This is a genomic window from Sphingomonas sp. HMP9, assembly GCF_013374115.1.
Classification (GTDB): domain Bacteria; phylum Pseudomonadota; class Alphaproteobacteria; order Sphingomonadales; family Sphingomonadaceae; genus Sphingomonas.
In genome coordinates this window covers 1,689,433-1,708,845 of sequence record NZ_AP022673.1, presented here as the reverse complement: position 1 = coordinate 1,708,845, position 19,413 = coordinate 1,689,433, and the positions used below count along the sequence as shown (strand labels likewise).

The following is a 19,413-nucleotide window of genomic DNA, read 5'->3' as shown; positions in this document are numbered from 1 at the left end:
TCCGCGCGAATTCTTTACGCGTCCGTCACGACTTGTCCGCTGCGTCCAGATCGTTGTCGATCGGCAGGTGGAATTCATGCCAGATGCCGTTGAGGATGCCGAAGCCGATAGCGAGTCCGAGGCCGAGCACCCAGGTGAAATACCACATGATCAGATGTCCTTAGTGAGGCGGGGTCAGTAGAAGTCGGGATTGGTCGCGACCTCCTGGGCGGTCACGCGACCGAACATCACCTTGTAGGCCCAGGCGGTGTAGGCCAGCACGATCGGCAGCAACACCACGGTGACGAACAGCATGATGCCGAGCGTCTTGGCGCTCGACGACGCGTTCCAGACGGTGAGGCTGGAATGCGAGTCGATGCTCGACGGCAGGATGAACGGAAACATCGACAGCCCCACGGTCGCGATGATGCCGACCGCCGACGCCGACGACCCGGCGAACGCAGCGCCCTCCGATCCGCGCCGGATACCGAACAGCGCAAGCACCGCGCCGCCGAAGCCGAGCACCGGGGCGATCATCATCCAGGGATAGAGGCCGTAATTGGCGAGCCATCCGCCACGAGCCAGTTCGCTGGTCGTGCGTAACGGATTGGACGGACCCGAAGGATCGACCGCGCCAACGATGCGGTAGCCGATGTCGCCATAGGCCATAAACGCCCAGCCGATCGCGAACAGCGCGAGCGATGCGATCGCCGCGACCGTGCCGAACGTCCGGGCGCGATCATGCACCGCGCCGTGCTCGATCTTGATCGCCAGCCACGCGCTGCCGTGCAGGACGAGCATCGCCACCGACAGCAGCCCGCACAGCAGCGTGAACGGCGTGAACAGCCCGAGGAAGCTGCCGTCGAAGAACGCGCGCAGGTCGCTGTCGAGGCGGAAGGGCGCGCCCGACAGGACGTTGCCGACTGCAACGCCGAACACGAGCGCGGGCACGAACCCGCCGACGAACAGCGCCCAGTCCCAGCGCGACCGCCACGCGGCATCGGGCCGCTTGGACCGGTATTTGAAGCCGACCGGACGCAGGATCAGGGCCGCGAGGACCAGGAACATGGCCAAATAGAAGCCCGAGAAGCTGATCGCATAGACGAACGGCCACGCCGCGAAGATCGCGCCGCCGGCGAGAATGAACCACACCTGGTTGCCCTCCCAGGTCGGGCCGATCGCATTGATCACCATGCGCCGCTCGGCATCGGTGCGCCCGACGAACGGGAGCAGCGCGGCGACCCCGAGGTCGAAGCCGTCGGTCAGCGCGAACCCGATCAGCAGCGTGCCGAGCAACGCCCACCAGATCAGACGGAGTGTTTCATAGTCGAACATCGTCATGTCTCCTGTCAGGCGGTGAGGGCGGGGGCGGGGGCGGGGGCGGGGGCGCGGGCGGGGGCGGCCACATGGGCAGGCGCAGGCTTCGGATCCTCGTCATGCTCGAACGGTCCCTTGCGGATCGTCGCGAGGATCAGCCGTACTTCGATCACCGCAAGCGTACCGTAGATCGCGGTGAAGCCGACGATCGTCGCCCACAACACCCCTCGGGTCAGTGACGAAGCGGCCAGGAAGGTGGGCAGCACGCCCTCGATCGCCCAGGGCTGGCGGCCGATCTCGGCGAGCATCCAGCCGAGCTCGATCGCGATCCAGGGGAACGGGATCGCGATGACGGCGAGCTTCAGGAACCAGCGAGTCTGGGTATGCATCCGCAGCGAGGTGAGCACGAACGCGGTGCCGAACAGCGCGATCATGAAGAAGCCGATGAACGCCATGATCCGGAAACTCCAGAACATCAGCGGGACGTTGGGGACCACGTCCCACGCGGTCGCGGCGATCAGTTGCGGACTGGCGGTCCGCGGGTCGGCTACGTGGCGCTTCAGCAGCAGCGCATAGCCGAGGTCGCGCTTGTGCGCCTCGAACCGCGCGCGCTGTGCGACGTCGGTGCGGTCGATCTTGAGATGCTCGACCGCGTCATAGGCGATGACGCCCGAGGTTATCCGCTCCTGCGCCTTGAGCACCAGTTCGGACATGCCCGTCACCTCCTTGTCGAGGCTGCGGGTGGCGATCAGGCCGAGCACCCAGGGGACCTGAACCTCGTAGCGCGTCTCGCGCGCGGCAACGTCGGGCAGACCGAACAGCGTCAGTCCGGCGGGGGCGGGGGCGGTGTGCCAGGCGGCCTCGATCGCGGCGAGCTTCATCTTCTGGTTGTCGGTCAGCGCGTAGCCGCTCTCGTCGCCGAGAACGACGACCGACAGCGATCCGGCGAGGCCGAATGCGGCGGCGACGGTCATCGAACGGCGCGCGACCGCGGTGTAGCGTCCCTTGAGCAGCCAGAAGGCGGAGATGCCGAGCACCACGACCGCGGCGCAGACATAGCCCGCGCTGACGGTGTGGACGAATTTCGCCTGCGCGATCGGGTTGAACAGCACCGCGCCGAAATCGCTGACCTCCATCCGCATCGTATCGGTGTTGAACTCGGCGCCGGTCGGATTCTGCATCCAGCCGTTCGCGACCAGGATCCATAGTGCCGACAAATTGGTGCCGAGCGCGACCATGCACGTGACGGTCAGATGGCCGAGTTTCGACAGGCGTTCCCAGCCGAAGAACATCAGCCCGACGAACGTCGCTTCGAGGAAGAACGCCATCAGCCCTTCGATCGCGAGCGGCGCGCCGAAGATGTCACCGACATAATGCGAGAAATACGACCAGTTGGTGCCGAACTGGAATTCCATCGTCAGCCCGGTGGCCACGCCCAGCACGAAGTTGATCGCGAAGATGCGCCCCCAGAACCGCGTGATCACCCGCCAGATCGGCCGGTTCGTCATCACGTATACGGCTTCCATGATGACCAGCATCATCGACAGCCCGAGCGTCAGCGGTACGAACAGGAAATGGTACAACGCGGTCAATGCGAATTGCAGCCGCGACAGGTCGATGACCCCAAGGTCCATTTTTATGCTCCCCACATTGCCGTCGACGGCCTTGCCTGGAGGCCCGGCTAGCCGCGGGCGGCAGCGCGAACATTGACCGCGGTCAAAGACGCGCGTGGCGTCGGCCCCGAATGCGGTGGGCATGGACAGTATAATCGAGCGCGACGTTTCGAAGCAGCGCGCGCGCGCGTCGAAAGCGTATCTGAAGGCCGTGGTCGCGGATGGCGGCGGCGCGCGCGTGTCGGCAACCCTGTTGTTGCTCGACAGCGTTGCGGCGATCGGGTTCGCGGCCGGTCTGGCGGGCGGGGTCGTCGCGGTTCCGGCCGGCGTCGCGGCGATGCTGCCTTGGGTAATGCTGGCATTGGCCTCGGCGGTTGGCCGCGGTGCGTGCGCGATGCTGGCGGCGCGCGTCGGCGCAAGCGGTGCGTACCGGGCGAAGACGCGGTTGCGGCGGCGGATCGTCGAGGCGGCGCTTCACCGCACGCCGGGATCGGACGCGACGACCGGCACGCTGATGACCGCGGCGGTGGACGAGGTCGATGCAATCGACGGCTATGTCGCGCGGTTCCTGCCCGCGCGGATGGCAGCGTCGATCGCACCGTTGATCGTGCTCGCCGCCACCGCCATCGCCAGCCCGATCGCAGCGACGATCCTGATGGCGACGTTCCTTCCGTTTCTCGCCGCCATGATCCTTGCGGGGGGTGCGGCGGCGGATGCGTCGCGTCGCCAGTTCACCGCGCTGGCCCGGCTGTCGGGGCTGTTCGCGGATCGGATCGGCGCGCTGCCGATCATCCTCGCCTTCCGTGCGGAAGAGCGCGAGGCCGCAGCGCTCGCCGAAGCGTCGGAGGACCTTGCGCGGCGAACGATGCGCGTGTTGCGTGTCGCGTTCCTGTCGTCGGGCGCGCTGGAGTTCTTCGCCGCGCTGTCGGTCGCGCTGGTCGCTGTCTATGCGGGGTTCAACCTGCTGGGCCTGCTCCCGTTCGCGGTTCCCAAAACGCTCGATCTCGGCCGCGCGTTCTTCGTGCTCGCGCTCGCCCCCGAATTCTATGCACCGATGCGTCGGCTGGCGGCGGCGTACCACGACCGACAGGCCGCGGAGACCGCGGCGGAGCGATTGGCGGCGGTCGAGGCGGCCAAGGTGGTGCCACCATTGATCACGCCCCGCTGGTCCGAGGCGGCGCCGACGATAGGCTTCGAGTCCGTCTCGATCCGCTATGCGGGGCAGGACCGCGCGGCGGTGTCCGGCGTTTCGCTCGAGGTTCGGCCCGGCATGATCGTCGTGCTGGTCGGCCCGTCGGGCAGCGGCAAGACCAGCCTGCTGCATCTACTCCTGGGCTTGGCGCCCTTGTCCGAGGGACGCGTCCTGATCGGTGGCGTCGACCTCGCCGCGATCGGCAGCATCGCGCCGATCACCGCGTGGATGGGCCAATCGCCGCTGATCCTGCCGGGCACGATCGGCGGGAACATCGCGCTCGCCGATCCGAGCGCCGCGGTCGAGCGGATCGCGGAAGTCGCACGGATCGCTGGCCTATCGCCGATGCTGCTCGCACGCGGCGGGTTGGGCGCAGCGATCGACGCACGCGGCAGCGGGCTGTCCGGCGGGGAACGGCGTCGGATCGCGCTTGCCCGCGCGCTGTTGAAGCCAGCGCCCGTCTTGTTGCTCGACGAGCCGACCGCGCATCTGGATATTGAGTCCGAAGTGCGCCTGGTCGAGGCGATCAAGCGCGCGTGTGCCGGCCGGACGACGATCATCGCGACTCATAGCGCGCGGCTGGCCGCGATCGCCGATGTCGTGATCCACCTGGGCGCACCGGCATGACCGCGTTCGAGACATTGATCGCCGACGAGCGCAGGCGGCAACGCCGCGGCCTGTGGCGTGCGAGTGGCTATGCGGCGATCGTCGCGATGGCCTCGGTCGTGCTGCTCGGGCTGTCGGGCTGGTTCATCACCGCCGCCGCGGTTGCCGGGCTTGCCGGGACGATCGCCGCGCAGGGCTTCAACTACATGCTGCCGAGTGCCGGCATCCGTCTGCTCGCGATCCTTCGCACCGCGGGGCGGTACGGCGAGCGGCTCGCCAGCCACGACGCGGCGTTCGGCGCGCTCGCCCGCATCCGTCCTGCCTTGTTTCTGGGCTTGGCGCGCGGTCCCGCTGTTCATGCGCTGGCGTTGACCCAGGGCGAGGCGACTGCCCGCATCGTCCAGGACGTCAACGTCGTCGAGGCACAGTTCGTCCGGCTCTCTGCGGTGCCCGGCATGATCGCAGCACTCGCGAGTGGCTTGCTTCTATGCGGCCTGGGAGGATGGCGACCGGCGATTGCGGTGGTGGCGTGCCTGGCCGGTCTCATGGGGGTGGCGACCCTGCTCGCCCGACGCCTCCATGCACCGGGCCGCGACGTGCAGCGGGCGAGTGGCGCCCTGAAGGACATGTTCGCCGGCGTCGCCGATGCTGCCGCCGAGCTGCGCTGCTATGGGGTCGAGGCGCAGGCGATGGCGGCGGTCGACGCGGGCAGCCTCCGCCTCGCGGACGCGCAACGCGCGCAGGCGGGCATGGCGGGCTGGTTCGAGTTCATCCAGGCGGTCGCGCTCGGCGTGGCGGGACTCGCCGCTCTGGTCCTCGCGGCACCCGAGGGCGCACCGATCGCCGCCTTGTGCGCGCTGGCGGCGGTGATGACGATCGATGGGGCGGGACCGGTGTTGCGCAGTTTGGCGCAGCGCAGCGCGGTATGCGAGGCCATGGCGCGGCTGAATGGCCTGTTGCCGGGCATCGTCGAACAGGGCGAACCGGCCGGGTGCGCGACGGCGCCGACGATCGGTCTGCTTGGGACGCACCTGCCGGCCGGCACGCGAGTCGCTTTGATCGGCGCATCGGGAACCGGCAAGACCACGCTCGTGGAAGGCCTGCTCGGTTTGCGAACGGTGGAACCGGGCACGGCGTTCATCGGCGGTAGGGACATCACCACCGTTCCTCTGGCGGTGCGACGCGCGACGTTCGGCTGGGCACCACAGGACGCAGCGCTGCTGGCCGGCACGATCCGCGACGCCCTCGCGCTGGGCGATCCGCTGGCCGACGATACCGCGATGTGGGCGGTTCTCGGCGACGTTGCGTTGGCGGACGTGATCCAGGCGCTTCCGGACGGCCTCGACAGCTGGATCGGGGAACACGGCGTGCGGCTGTCCGGCGGCGAACGGCGCCGCCTCGCGCTCGCCCGCGCCTGTCTCGTCCCGGCACCGTGGTTGCTGCTCGACGAACCGACCGAAGGCCTCGACCGCGACACCGAACGCCGGGTCGCCGAGCGCCTGTTCGCCCGGCTCGCCAGAACACGGCAGGGGCTCGTGATGGTCAGCCACCGTCCGGCGATGGTTGCGCTCTGCGATCGCCACCTTGCGGTCGCCCCGGCCTCGGCGGCGATCGACGTCCGACCTGTAGCGAAAATCGCCTGACGCTGCAGATACACGGGGCGGGGTCGCGCACGGTCATGGAAGCGTCGCCGTGCCCATCACAGCCGGATCCCAAGCCCAACGCCAAACACGAGCGGATCGAGACTGATCGCGACGCGCTGCGTGCCGGCCGCCGTCGTCCGCAGCCGCGCGCTCGTATCGATGTCGATGAATTTGACGTCGAGATTGAGGAACACCCGCGGCGTGATGTCGATATCGACACCCGCCTGTGCCGCCCAGCCGATGCTGTCCTTCATGCGGACGTCAGTAGGGCCGACCGCGGCGCCGAGCCCTTTCGACGCGGTCTCGTTCCAGAAGATCGTGTAGTTGAGCCCGGCACCGACATAGGGGCGGATCCTGCCCGTCGGGTTCAGGTGATATTGCGCGGTCAGCGTCGGCGGCAGCACCCAGGTCGAGGCGAGCTTGCCGATCGAGCCGGTCGTACCCGTACGGCCATTGGCCTGATGCCTGGTAGTCGACGCGATCAGCTCGAAACCGATGTGATCTGTCGCCATGTAGGTGACATCGACCTCGGGCATGAAGCTGTTGTCGACGCGGACATGCTCGCCGGGAAACGCGGGCAGGACGCTGCCCGATGTCTCGTTCGGCGCGACCAGGATCGTCCGGACGCGCAACAGCACGTCGCCGGCGGCGATGCCCTGGCGCGGTACCGGGTCGGCCTGCGCGAGCGCAGGGGCGGTGACGGCGACCATAGCCGTGCACGCTACGCCGATGGCGAGGGTCTTGATCAACACATTCATGGTCCGGCTCCCGTAGTACAAGGCCATTGCGCTAGGCGCGGGAGGCCATGAGGGCGTTGATCACGGACAAGGATCGGGTTGACGCGGGTCAAAGGCTACGCGCCAGCTGGCGCTACGGGACGCGGACGCCGCGGCGGTCTTTCTGTGTGCTTCAGGAGACTTGGACGAGCGTACGTGTCGTCGAGCTATCTCAGCCGTGGTGCTCGTTGCAGTGCTGGATCGTACCGTCGAAACAGTCCCCGTCCCGAGGGGAAACGGGGAGATGCAGTGTCATCACGAGGGGGGGCCTTCCTCGACGGCAGCGGGGTTCATCCAGAACGGCCCGAAGCCATGGCCATCGAGATCATCGAAGGCGCGGCTGTACATGAAGCCCAGGTCTTGCGCCTCGTGCAACTCGCGTCCGCCCGCCTCGATCGCCGCCCGCGTGATCGCATCAACCGCGTCGCGACTATCGAACGACAGCGCATAATGTCCGGTGGAGTTGGTCGCCGCGTCGACGATCGTCTTCTCGGTGAATGTCGCAAAGAAGGGCTTGGCGAGCAGCATGACGTAGATCGCATCCGACCAGACCATCGACGACGCCTGCTCGTTGCTGAACCGGGCGTCCCTCACGAAACCGATCGCCTCATAGAAGGCGGTCGATGCCGCGACGTCGGCGACCGGCAGGTTGAGAAAGATCATCTTGGGCATCGCAGTGCTCCTCGCGTCGGAACGGCGACCGACGACTCGGCCGGCGTGCAGACTATGCACTTTTCAGCGTTATCCGTCGTCAATGCAGAGTGTATCCGGGACAGTGGCCGTACGGATCACTTGGCACGCTTAATCGAGATCGCCGCAGCCCTTTGGACGGCGCACGGGATTGCAGCGGGCGACCAGCCCGCCGGGCAGGGCGACGTGATAACCGCCGGCAAAGCGCGGATCGGGCCAGAGATAGTCGGTCGAGACGTAGTTCGCGCCGCCTGCCAGGGCGGTGTCGCGCGGGACGGTATCGTCGGCGCGCGCCTCACGCGTGTTGGCATCGGCGCGGGTGCGGACGATGAACCCGGCGGCGACGTCGCGGCGGATGCGTGCTGCATCGCGGACGGGGTCGTTGAGCGTCAGATACGCCGCGGCGGGTGATGCTTCGTCGGTGTTGATGAAGAACACGCGTCCCTCAAGCGAACGCCGCTTGCCACGATACACCGCGACCTTGGCGGGGGGCTCGTCCAGCGCGAACAGGAATTTGCCGCGCGATGCCTCCAGCAACGGCCAGTTGTTCGCCAGCACCGCCTCCCGCAGCGTCGGATAGCGGCCCTGCACGTCGTCGGGCACGATCAGCTTGGCCGGCGCCATCACCGAGCGGATTTCCGCATCGAGCGCATCGTACGCCGCTTCGTCGAACGGCAGCGCATCGATCCCGCCTCGCGCGGCGTTGCGTTCATCCTTGGCGTTGAACATCAGCAGGATCGGTACGTGGTGCGGATGCTTTGCCGACCAGTCGCGGATGACCGCGAGGCATTCGGTGAGCAGGACGCAGCTCGAGGCGTTGTCGATGCCGGGGATGTGCAACACCTTGAAGCCCGGCCGCTTGAGCTTCGGATCGGTCGAGCCGCGCGCGTAATGGCCGCCTTGCGGGTCGTAATTCACGTCGATCTCGAGTTGCCGCGCGCCGGCGTCGAGCTGCTCGCCCAGGCTGCGGTGCGAATAATCGAGCGCATCGGCCATCGCCGGATCGGCCGCCCGGACCTTCGCCATCGTCGCGGCGGGCATCGGCTGTTTGTAGCTGTTGTGCGTGCCGATCACCGCAACATCGTTGATCCGCAGCGGCGGTGCGGTGTCGCGTGCGGCGGCTGTCTGCGTTAGAAATGCGAGGGTCAGCCCCGCCACGATCGTTCGCTTCACGAATACTCTCCCGATCAGAATTTGAACAACACCGAACCCTGCACCGCGCGGCCGAAGATCGGTCTCGCGAGGATCACCGCACCGTCCGCCGCGCCCGGCACGAGCTGCTGTCCGCCGCCCTGGCCCAGCCCGAGCGCGTTCGACAAATTGGTGCCCTTGACCTGCACGGTGACGTTCTGCGTCACGTCCAGCTCCGCGCTCGCGTTGAACACCGAGAACGCCGGCAGCTTCACGAGGTTGGAATCGTCGTTGAACTTGTCGCCCTCATACCGCCATTCGCCCAGCACGCGGAGGCGACCGCCGTTCAGCGCGACGCGCGGGCGGATGCTCGCCATCACCTTCGGCATGCTCGACGGGCGGTTGCCGTCGAACGAGGTGGTGACGGGCGCGCCGGCGACGATCGTGTTGTAGGTGTAGTTCTTGAACTTCGGCTCCTGGTACGTCGCGGTTGCCGAGACGTCGAACCAGGGTACCGGCTTCAGGTTCGCTTCCAGCTCGACTCCGGTCGTGCTGACGTCGCCGTAATAGATCTCCTGGACGATCCGCAGCGACGCCGGGTCGATATAGGTGTTGGTGAACTGCACGTCCTTGAACGAATTGTAGAACAGCGTCGCGTACAGGCTGCCCCACGGCTTCTGGAACTTCACGCCCGCCTCGGCCTGTTCGATCGACTGGCTGCGAATGCCGGTGGGCAGCACGTTGTCGCGGTACTGGCCGATCTGCGGCAGGCGGTAAGTGCTGGTGTAGCGGCCGAAGATGCCCGCCTCTGGCATGACCTGCCAGTTGGCGCCGATCGTGTAGCTGTGGTCGCTGAACTTGGGGTCGAAGCGGTTGAATACGTCCGAGCCGTACAGCACGTTGTCGTCGGCGAGCGTATCGGGATTGCCGAGGTTGAAGCTCTTCACGCCTTCCGAATAGCCGTGGATCCAGATCGTCTCGTAGCGGAAGCCGCCATCGACGCGCAGCTTCGGCGTGACCTGCCATTCGTCGGAAATGTAGAATGCGACATCCTCATAACCCCCGAACGAATGCGCGAACCGCGCCTCGTAGCGCTGGATGCCGGTGTCGGTGACGCGTCCGACGACCTGCCCGCCGGCGTTGACGGCGACGATATCGAGCAGGCGTGCGTTCGGTGCGACTTCGGTCAGCCCGACGCCGTCGTTGCGATCATGCGCCCAGTCCGCGGTGGTACCGTATAATCCGAGCTTCACGTCGTGGCGACCGATCCCGGTCTCGTAGACATGGCCGAGCTCGATCAGGCCCATGGTTTCCTTGATCGGGTTCTGGATCGACTGGAAGGTGTTGACGCCGACCAGGCCGTTGCCGTTCGCATTGGCGCCGTACGCGCTGCCGTCGTCGTTATAGACCAGCCGCACGTCGGTCGCACCGCGTGCTGCAAACGCCTTGACCGCATTGGCGCGGACCGAGGACAATTGCGCGGCCTGCGTGTTGAGGCTGTTCAATCCGCGCGCGTTGCGATCGGTGGTGGAGTCGCGATAGCGGAACCCGCCGCTGATCGTCGTGCCGTCGTCGAACGCGGTATTGCCCTTCAGCGTGAACTGCAGGTCGCTCGTCTGGTTGAACAGGTTGAACTGCGCCTTGCGGATGCCGTCGGGCGTCTTGATCTGGACGCGACCGTCCTGCGGTCCGGTCAGCGTATCGTCATGGCCGTTGAACGGCGCGAGCGGCTTCAAATCGTCGCCGTTGCGCACCAGCGGGATGGCATCGAAGAAGAAGTTGTTGTCCTCCATGTACTTCACGCCGAACGAGATGCTCCCTCGCGCGAAGTCCTTCGAGATAAGCACGCGGCCCTGGCCGCCATTGTTCGCCGCCGGCCCCGGATCGCGGATGCCCTGGTCCTTGTTGTAATAGCCGCCGACCGAAAAGCGCCAGCCGTCCGCGATCGGTCCGCCGAGCCAGGCGTCACCGCGGATCTGGCCGTAGTCGGACGTCGTCAGCTTGAGCAGGCCGCTGACCTGCGGCGTGCCCTTGCGCGGGATGAAGTTGACGAGGCCACCAGGCGCGTTGGCGGCAAAGATCGAGGAGGGGCCACCGCGAACCGCCTCGATCCCCGAATAGGTCTCGTCGATGCGCAGGAACTGGTCGACGTTGATCCAGTTGATGCCGGGATCATGCTGGATCGGCAGGCCGTCCTCGTACACCGCGAGCGACTCGTATCCGCCGCGCGGGATGCCGCGTACGCGCGTGTTGTTCGCACCGACGCCGCCCGAGGAATCCGCCCAGACGCCGGGGATCTGCTGCATCGCCTCGGCCAGATTGCCGATCGCGCGTTCGCGAAGGTCCTTTTCGCTGATCGTGGTGATCGAATAGCTGGCGTCGACCTTCTTCTGCGCGACGGTGCCCAGGCGGCCGGTGACCAGGATCTCCTCGCCGGCGACGGCATCGGACGCCGGCGAAGGGTCGCTTTGCGTGACCGGCGCGGATTGTGCGTCGGCGGGGTTGGTAGCGACGGCAATGGCCATCAACGCCGCGGTCGCCCGCAGCATGGTGATCGTCTGCATGGTAATCGAACCCCAATTTGTCCCGGCCTTGCCGGCCGACGTGTCGGCAGTGCTATGGGGCCCGGCGATGACGGCGGGACTACGGGCTCATTACTGTCTGATGTAGATTAAGTGACTGCATGATGACCCATGCCGTTCATGGTGGCGATTATGGGGGGCGGTTTTGCAGCGGGATCGCGAACGCTGCTGTCACAAATGGGTAAGATGCTCGCTGTAGCGACAACTCACAGAACGAATTGAACACCAAGGTTGGTCAGGAAAACGTGGCGCTCGACCGCTTTGACGCCGGCCAGTCCTCAGTCGCTTATCGCCGCTCGAACACGTTACCAGTCAGGGACTCGACCAATGACAAGAACCGCAAGCCCCCAGCGAGGCACCTCCGCGCGCATCTTGCGTAGCGGTGTACGGGCAGCGTGCTTTCTAGTCGCCGGTCTGGTCGCGATCGGCGGGGCGTCCGCGCAAACGCGACCCGTGAAGCCGCGCAACGTCATCGTGTTCCTGGGTGATGCCGGCGGCCTGCCGACCCTCAATGCGGCGGGCATTCTCGCGCACGATCGACCGCAATCCCTGTTCATCCAGTCGATGCCGCATGTCGGCTTGTCCGATACCGCGTCGCTCAACCGATGGGTGACGGACTCCGGTGCGGGCATGACGGCGATCATGACCGGGCGGAAGACGGATAACGCGATGGTGTCGGTCGTGCCGTCGGGCTCGAGCGGCGGGGTGAAACCGGTCAAGACGTTCCTCGAATATGCCGAGCAACATGGCCTGTCGACCGGGATCATCACGAACATGCCGATCTGGGATGCAACCCCGGCGGCCTGTTACGCCCATGTCGCGTCGCGCAAGGACAAGGACGAGATATTCCGCCAGATGTTGGCGCCGCGCTTCGGCAACGGCGTCGATATCCTGATCGGCAAAGGCCGCAAGGATGCAGTCGCGGCCTTTGGCAAGGTTCAGCAGACGCCTGAGCAGGCCTTTGCCAAGGCGGGATACCGTTTCGGTTCGGACCCGACGCTGGTTCGCACCGCCGCACGGGCCGCTGTATTGCGCGACGACGATTACGCGCCGCTACCGGCCGTCGAGGCGACAATCAGCCAACTTGCCCGGAACCCCAAGGGCTATTTCCTGATGGTCGAATGGGACATGCACACCGACGATCCGAAGGCCGGGCTGCGCCATGTCATCGAGATGGACGACATGATCCGCCGCGTCACCGCGCTTGCGGGCAAGGACACGCTCATCCTGTTCACCGCCGACCACAGCTTTGGCCTGCGCATGTCGGGCGGCGATCGCGACCGACCGCTCGCCGAACAATTTGCCGCGGCCGCTGCCAAACCAGGCGCCACGATCGCGAGCAACGACGTGATTTCGGTCCAGGATACGCATACCGGCGAGGAAGTCGTCGCCGCGGCCTCGGGGCCCGGGGCCGAAACGGTCCACGGCTTTTTCGCGAACACGCATCTGTTCGACATCATCATGAACGCCATCGGATGGACCAAGGACTCCTGAGCGGTCCGACTTAGGCAGGCCGCGTTATCGACCGTGGATACCGCAGCTGCAGCGAACATCCGCCCTGATCACCGCACGCGCGGCATCTTACCAAAAGCGCTTGGCGTTGATCAGCGCGCCGTACGTCGCCGTTGCTTCGGACAGGATGCTATCCCGTTCGATGGAGGACGGCGGCGTGTCCTGGTCGAGGCCGAAACGCTCGAGCAACGCCGGCGCCGTCGCCAGATCGTTCAGTGCGCCGAGATGATCCTGCAAGGTTCCCAGATGCTGCGTGAACGTCTTGAACCGGCGACGGGAGCGTTTGTCCGGGTACAGGCTGCGGAAGAACCCGGTGGCGTATCGCAGCTTCTTGGCGGTGATCCGGACCTGATGGCGGGCGTCATCGTCGAGCCGGTCAAGATCGCGGCCGCGCCGCTTTAGCCGCCGGCGCAAGGTGCCGATCGTTTCACTGGCAAAGACAACGGCCGGCGTCTCCAGCTTCTCCCGGTCCAACGGCTGCAATCGCCAGGCGCCTAACGCTGTCCATTCGACCATGGCGATCATCAGATCGCGCGTACGTTGCGACTCCAGTGCAGCCAGCGCGGCCGTGTAGGCATCGCCGCGCGCCGCGTCGATCTTCGCATTCGCGGCCTTGCCGAGCCTTTCGCGAAGGACATCGAGATCACGCGCGGGGCCAAGCGATCCGGCCAACCATTTCAACTCGCTCGCGAGATGCGCGAAGCGGTCGTCAGCGACGACGGTCTTGAAGATCGACAGCGCGGACCGGAGACGCCGCAGGGCGACCCGCGCTTGATGCAAGGCGTCGGGATCAGGCGCGCGGCGCAGGATGGTCTCGTTGAGACGGAAGTGCCGCAGGCACGTGCCGACGATCTGGGCGAACGCTTCGGCGGTGGACGTGCCCGCTTCCAGGTCCAGGCGCTCGGCCTTGATCGCGCCCAATCTCGCTGGTTCGATCAGGCGATACCCCCGCTCCCCTTTCGTCAGTACGCCAAGTCGAAGCGGTATTTCGCTGCCGAGCCTGTGTATCAATGCGAAAATGGCGCTGGGAGAACCGCCTTTCAGTTCAAGTTCGAGTTCGGATACCGCCGTTTCGCGGTCGCCCGCCGTGACGAAACCGGTATCGGCGACAAGCTCGACCGTCGCGCCGTCATGCACGATCACCCATTGTCGCCGGGTGATCGTGACCGTGAATGCCGGCTTTATCCGTCCGAGAGTCCCGGGTGCGACCAGCGTATGGATCGGCGAGCCGGCGCCGAGTTCCGGCTCGGGGCCTGCAATGTCGTGTTCCCATTCTTGCCGAGCAAACAGCCCGGCCGTCGCGCCGCGCGTGACTTTGGTTGTTTGAACATGTCTTCCGTCCGTCGTCCGTACCCGGAGCGAGAGACCGGCTGTGCGAAGGGCTTGGTCCGGCGTGTCGAAATACGCCGAGACCTGATGGACGATCTTTGGGGTAATATTCCGCAGTATGTCGGTTGTGTCTAATCGATCAACCGCGTCGGAATCGATTTCGAGCTTCAGTTCGATTTCGTCGGGTGCGTCGCCGGACGACAGCGTCTTTGTGGTTTCGATGCTCATCTAAGGACAATCGTTCATCGATCGGATGTATCCGCCGGTCGTGCTTGCGCGCGATCGTCACTCTCGCTCTGCCTCGGCGCTGTTACGGTGCGTAAACCCGCCCGGTCGGCCGACTGCGGACGTGGCGGCGGGAAAGGTCGGCGATGTCGTTGATCCCCGCAAGCGTCAGCGTGCGCTCGAATTCCTCCCGCAGCAGCGTCAGGAGGCGATCGACGCCCGGCTCCCCCGCCGCCGCCAGGCCATACAGATAAGGGCGCCCGATCGAGCACGCGGTCGCCCCCAAGGCGAGCGCCTTGACCACGTCCGAACCGCGCCTGATCCCGCCGTCGCAAATCACGTCGGGTCCGTCGCCGACGGCGTTTCGCACTGCCGCGATCTGGTCGATCGGGGCGGGGGCCCCGTCCAGCTGACGCCCGCCGTGATTGGAGACCATCACACCGGTCGCTCCCGAGCCGATCGCGCGGCGTGCGTCTTCGGGCGTCATCACGCCCTTGATCGCGAGCGGCCCGTTCCATTCGCGGGCCAGCCACTCGACATCGCGCCAGCCGACCGACCGGTCGAACTGACCGCCGATATAGTCGAACAGGCTCATCGGCCCCGATGCCAGTGCATCGACCTTGTGGCTGACGTTTGCGAGATCGAACTTGGAGCCGGTCAGCGCAGGGATCGACCAGGACGGGTGGCGTGCGAAGCTGAGCAACGACCGCAGCGTCAGCTTCGGCGGCAGTGAAAGTCCGCTCACCCGGTCGCGCTCCCGGTTGCCGGCGACAGGCGTATCGACCGTCAGCGCAAGCCCGTGGAAGCCGGCGTCGCGGCAGCGCGCCACGAACTCGGCGGTCAGGCCGCGATCCTTGAAGATATAGATCTGGAAGACCTTCGGGCCGGCAAACGCCTGCGCGAGGTCCTCCAGCCGCGTGGTACCCATCGTCGAGAGGCTGTAGAGAAGGCCATGGCGCGCTGCTGCACGGGCCACGGCACGTTCTGCATGCCCGTGGAACATGCGGGTCAGCCCGGTGGGCGACAGCATCAGCGGCCAACGCGACGGCTGTCCGAAGACAATGGTCTGTGTCCGAATTTTCGATACGTCGTTCAGGACGTCGGGGATTAGCTCATAATCTGCGAAAGCGTCGACATTGCGACGCAGCGTAACCTCGTCGTCGGCGCCGCCGTCGATATAGTCGAAGATCGGCCGCGGCAGCCGACGACGCGCCATCAGGCGCAGGTCGGCGACGTTGTTCGCACGTTCGAGGCGCGTCATGTCCGGCCTCGGAGGACGCTCGGCCCGATGTCGCCTGCACGCAGCGCAACGCGCTTGCTCGGACGGCCGAGCGACGTACCGGCCACGATCAGCCCCGGCATCCATGCCGTCTTCATGCCCGTCTCCTCGCGCCATGAGCCTCCCGTTTGCCGGGATGGCCGATGCGGACGGAGGCGCGTGCCGACCACATCATCGCGCCGAGATCTGCCGGAGCGATCAGAACAGGCTGCGCGCATCGGGAGCGGATCGACAAACGGTTTGGCTGTGCGCAGGCAATGACAGACTGTGCTCGGCTGCGTCTTGAGCTAAGCCCGATCGGCGGCGAGCTTGTCGGGCACGGGCAATTGCGTAGGACGTCCCGCGGATTGCCTGCGAACGCTGACGATCACGGCAACCAGCCCCAGTATCGACGCGGCAGCACCAGCCAGCGCCACGGCAGGATATCCCAGACCCGCTGCGATCACGCCGCCACCCAGTGCCGCACCGATCGCATTGCCCAGATTGAACGCGCCGATATTCATCGCCGACGCCAAATTGGGTGCATCGCCGGCAGCGTGAATGACGCGAACCTGAAGCGGCGGGATCAGGGCGAAGCTTGCGACGCCCCACAGGAAGACCAGGAGGACGGTCGGCACTTTGAATGGCATCAGAACCGCGAAGGCGACCAGGATCAGCGCGAGCGACGCCAGCGTGACGACCAGCGTCCGGTCGACCGAGCGATCGGCGAAGCGTCCGCCCAACCCATTGCCGACCGTGAGCCCGACGCCATACACTGCCAGCATCGCGGTGACGAACCCGAGCGAGGCGTGCGTCGCCTCGCGCAGGATCGGCGTGATGTAGGTGAAGACCGTGAACATCGCGCTGGACCCGACGACCGTCAGGCCGAGCGCGGCGAGTACCGGCGCGCGGGTGAGCACCCGAAGCTCGGCCATCGCATTGCCATGGGGCGGCGCGGGGAGCGCGGGCAGAGTCAGCCGGAGCGCTGCCATCGTCGCGACGCCCAGCACGGACACCCCCCAGAAGGGGGCGCGCCAGCCGAGATGTTCGCCCGCCCAGGTCGCAATCGGCACCCCGATCACATTCGCGAGCGTCAGTCCCATGAACATCGCGGCCACCGCGCCTGCGCGGCGATCGGCCGGTACGAGGCTGGCGGCGACGACCGAGCCGACACCGAAGAAGGCGCCGTGGTTGAACGAGGTCAAAATTCGTGCCGCCATCAGCATGCCGTAGCTGCCCGACAGCGCCGCCAGCACGTTACCCGCCGTGAAGATGCCGGCGAGCAGGATCAGCAGCGTCCGCCGGGGAACGCGCCCCGTGGTCAGCGTCATCAGCGGGGCGCCGATCACGACCCCCAGCGCATAGGCACTGATGAGCAATCCGGCGCTCGGAATCGATACGCCGAGGTCGCTGGCGATGACCGGCAACAGCCCCATGGGTGCGAATTCGGTGACGCCGATGCCGAACGCGCCGATCGCAAGCGCCAGCAAGCCTGGATTGAATTTCATGTTCTGCGTCCTCAGACCAGTGGCGGGCTCAGGCGGGCAAAGCCCTCCTGCTGGTGGTACGGGGTGTGCGGATAGGGTGGCAGCTGCGCGCTGGCCGCATCGAGCACCGCGACCTGATCGGGCGACAGGGCCCAGCCGACGGCACCCAGATTGTCGCGCAACTGCGCCTCGTTGCGCGCGCCGATGATGACGGACGAAACGGTCGGACGGCGGAGCAGCCAGTTGATCGCGATCTGCGGCACGGTCTTGCCCGTCTCGACCGCGACGCGTTCGAGCGCGTCGATCACGCGGTAGAGGTGTTCGGTCTCGACCGGTGGCGCGAACTGCTCGGTATCGTGCAGCCGGCTGCCCGCGGGGATCGGCCGGTCGCGTCCGATCCTGCCCGTCAGGCGGCCCCAGCCGAGTGGACTCCACACCAGCGCGCCGATGCCCTGATCGGCGCCAAGCGGCATCAGGTCCGCCTCATAGGCGCGGCCGATCAGTGAATAATAGACCTGGTGCGCGACGAGACGCGGCAAGCCGTTGCGGTCGGCGATGCCTTGCGCCTTCATCAACTGCCAGCCGGGATAGTTCGAGACTCCGGCATACCGCACCTTGCCCGCCGCGATGAGCATGTCGAGCGTGGCCATCACTTCCTCGGCCGGCGTGGATGCGTCGAACGCGTGAAGCTGGAGCAGGTCGACATGATCGGTGCCGAGCCGACGCAGGGACGCCTCGACCGAACGGATAAGCCGCGCACGCGATGCGCCCCAGTCCTGCGGCCCGTCGCCCATCGGCAAGCCCGTCTTGGTGGAGATCAGGACCGCATCGCGCCGTCCCTTGATCGCGGCACCCAGCACCGTTTCGGATGCACCGTTGGAATAGACGTCGGCGGTGTCGAACATCGTGACACCTGCCTCCAGGCAGATATCGACCAGCCGGCGCGCTTCGACCTCGTCACTTTGGCCCCAGGCGCCGAACAAGGGCCCCGTACCGCCGAAGGTTCCGGTGCCCAAGCTCAAAGCCGGGACGCGCAGCCCCGATGATCCCAATTGCCGATAGTCCATGCGTGCTTCCTAAATATCGTGTCGGATCATAGATGACCTATGTCGCCATCCCCGATAACCAGGCCATGCCGCGAAGGACTTTTGACATGGATGCAAAGCTGGGGATGGGAGCCGATCGCGCGCGGGCGCTGGAGATATTCGCGGCGGTGATGCGCGCCGGCAGTTTTTCCGCCGCCGGGCGGGCGCTGGGCCTGACGCCTTCCGCCGTCGCGCGGTCGATCGATCGGATCGAGGCGCGGCTGGGTGTGCGGCTGTTGTTGCGATCGACCCGGGCGCTGACGCCGACGGCAGAGGGGCAGGCCTATCTCCAGACGGCGCGACGCATCCTTGCCGATCTCGACGATGCCGAACAGCAGCTCGCGGATCAGGGGGCTCCGCGCGGGCGGTTGCGGATCAGCGCCGCGCTGTCGCATGGCCGGCTCTGTGTCGTACCGCTGCTCGGGGAATTCGCCACGCTCTATCCACATATCCTCATCGATATCGCGCTGAGCGACGGGATCGTCGATATCGCCGCCGGACAGGCGGACGTCGCGATCCGGTTCGGCGCGCTTGCCGACAGCCTGCTGACCGCGCGCAAGCTCGGCGAAAGCGGTCGCGTGATCGTCGCCGCGCCGGACTATCTGGCGCGTCATGGTACGCCGACCGTTCCGGAGGACCTCCACGCTCACAATTGTCTGAACTTCAACTTTCGCCGTGCCGAGCCGATCTGGCCGTTCCGCCGGGGGAGTGAGGACATCGTGCTGTCGGTGAGGGGGAATGTCGAAGCCAATAACGGCGAGACCCTCGGCCAGCTTGCCGTCGCTGGCGTCGGTGTGGCGCGCGTGGGCGCGTTCAGCGTCGTCGACGACATCGCCACCGGGCGTCTGGTGCCGATATTGGAGGCGTTCAATCCCGGCGACGTCGAGCTTATCCACGCCGTGTTCGTCGGTGGGAGCCAGACACCCGCGCGCGTCCGCGCGTTCGTCGACTTCCTGGCCGACCGTCTCGCCGATTGACGGCGGGATGT

Annotated in this window: 15 protein-coding genes; 4 read left to right on the top strand and 11 right to left on the bottom strand. The window is 66.4% G+C overall.

Features of this window, described 5'->3' with window-relative positions:
* Positions 1-25: 25 nt before the first annotated feature.
* The 3 genes from cydX to HMP09_RS07580 are packed head-to-tail and all read right to left on the bottom strand — an operon-like array spanning position 26 to position 2,930.
* The gene (cydX, locus tag HMP09_RS07590; protein WP_176499867.1) at positions 26-148 is read right to left on the bottom strand and encodes a cytochrome bd-I oxidase subunit CydX; all 123 of its coding nucleotides are present in this window, start codon (positions 146-148) and stop codon (positions 26-28) included.
* Between the two features lie 26 nt (positions 149-174).
* Positions 175-1,314: a cytochrome d ubiquinol oxidase subunit II gene (cydB, locus tag HMP09_RS07585; protein ID WP_176501636.1), complete on the bottom strand. Its 1,140-nt coding sequence runs from the start codon at positions 1,312-1,314 to the stop codon at positions 175-177.
* A 14-nt stretch (positions 1,315-1,328) separates the two neighbouring features.
* Positions 1,329-2,930, bottom strand: coding sequence for a cytochrome ubiquinol oxidase subunit I (locus tag HMP09_RS07580; RefSeq protein ID WP_176499866.1), 1,602 nt, complete (start codon positions 2,928-2,930; stop codon positions 1,329-1,331).
* 121 nt (positions 2,931-3,051) lie between these two features.
* Here HMP09_RS07580 and cydD point away from each other — a divergent pair, with 121 nt between their 5' ends.
* Together cydD and HMP09_RS07570 are read left to right on the top strand one after the other, a co-directional pair.
* The gene (cydD, locus tag HMP09_RS07575) at positions 3,052-4,728 is read left to right on the top strand and encodes a thiol reductant ABC exporter subunit CydD (RefSeq protein ID WP_176499865.1); all 1,677 of its coding nucleotides are present in this window, start codon (positions 3,052-3,054) and stop codon (positions 4,726-4,728) included.
* Complete coding sequence (locus tag HMP09_RS07570) at positions 4,725-6,350, top strand: amino acid ABC transporter ATP-binding/permease protein (RefSeq protein WP_176499864.1); 1,626 nt, start codon at positions 4,725-4,727, stop codon at positions 6,348-6,350. The genes cydD and HMP09_RS07570 overlap by 4 nt, the downstream gene beginning before the upstream one ends.
* A 56-nt stretch (positions 6,351-6,406) precedes the next feature.
* On the opposite strand, the gene HMP09_RS07565 is transcribed toward HMP09_RS07570, so the two are convergent.
* The 4 genes from HMP09_RS07565 to HMP09_RS07550 all read right to left on the bottom strand — a co-directional run bounded on the left by HMP09_RS07565 (position 6,407) and on the right by HMP09_RS07550 (position 11,511).
* Positions 6,407-7,108, bottom strand: a complete 702-nt coding sequence (locus tag HMP09_RS07565) for an OmpW/AlkL family protein (protein WP_232090760.1) — start codon at positions 7,106-7,108, stop codon at positions 6,407-6,409.
* A 273-nt stretch (positions 7,109-7,381) separates the two neighbouring features.
* Positions 7,382-7,798, bottom strand: coding sequence for a VOC family protein (locus HMP09_RS07560; protein ID WP_176499863.1), 417 nt, complete (start codon positions 7,796-7,798; stop codon positions 7,382-7,384).
* A 129-nt stretch (positions 7,799-7,927) separates the two neighbouring features.
* Positions 7,928-8,989, bottom strand: a complete 1,062-nt coding sequence (locus HMP09_RS07555; RefSeq protein ID WP_197942462.1) for a phosphatidylinositol-specific phospholipase C1-like protein — start codon at positions 8,987-8,989, stop codon at positions 7,928-7,930.
* A 14-nt stretch (positions 8,990-9,003) separates the two neighbouring features.
* A complete protein-coding gene (locus tag HMP09_RS07550) occupies positions 9,004-11,511 on the bottom strand; it encodes a TonB-dependent receptor (protein WP_176499862.1) in 2,508 nt (835 codons plus the stop codon).
* A gap of 471 nt (positions 11,512-11,982) precedes the next feature.
* On the opposite strand from HMP09_RS07550, the gene HMP09_RS07545 reads away from it, so the two are divergent.
* Positions 11,983-13,023, top strand: a complete 1,041-nt coding sequence (locus HMP09_RS07545; protein ID WP_232090759.1) for an alkaline phosphatase — start codon at positions 11,983-11,985, stop codon at positions 13,021-13,023.
* An 87-nt stretch (positions 13,024-13,110) separates the two neighbouring features.
* On the opposite strand, the gene HMP09_RS07540 is transcribed toward HMP09_RS07545, so the two are convergent.
* The 4 genes from HMP09_RS07540 to HMP09_RS07525 all read right to left on the bottom strand — a co-directional run bounded on the left by HMP09_RS07540 (position 13,111) and on the right by HMP09_RS07525 (position 18,407).
* On the bottom strand, positions 13,111-14,598 hold the full coding sequence (locus HMP09_RS07540; protein ID WP_176499860.1) for a CYTH and CHAD domain-containing protein: 1,488 nt from the start codon (positions 14,596-14,598) through the stop codon (positions 13,111-13,113).
* Between the two features lie 82 nt (positions 14,599-14,680).
* Positions 14,681-15,856: an alpha-hydroxy acid oxidase gene (locus HMP09_RS07535; RefSeq protein ID WP_176499859.1), complete on the bottom strand. Its 1,176-nt coding sequence runs from the start codon at positions 15,854-15,856 to the stop codon at positions 14,681-14,683.
* 305 nt (positions 15,857-16,161) lie between these two features.
* Complete coding sequence (locus HMP09_RS07530; protein ID WP_176499858.1) at positions 16,162-17,361, bottom strand: MFS transporter; 1,200 nt, start codon at positions 17,359-17,361, stop codon at positions 16,162-16,164.
* 11 nt (positions 17,362-17,372) lie between these two features.
* Positions 17,373-18,407, bottom strand: coding sequence for an aldo/keto reductase (locus tag HMP09_RS07525; RefSeq protein ID WP_176499857.1), 1,035 nt, complete (start codon positions 18,405-18,407; stop codon positions 17,373-17,375).
* Positions 18,408-18,493: 86 nt separating this feature from the next.
* Here HMP09_RS07525 and HMP09_RS07520 point away from each other — a divergent pair, with 86 nt between their 5' ends.
* Positions 18,494-19,402, top strand: coding sequence for a LysR family transcriptional regulator (locus HMP09_RS07520; RefSeq protein WP_176499856.1), 909 nt, complete (start codon positions 18,494-18,496; stop codon positions 19,400-19,402).
* Positions 19,403-19,413 lie beyond the last annotated feature (11 nt).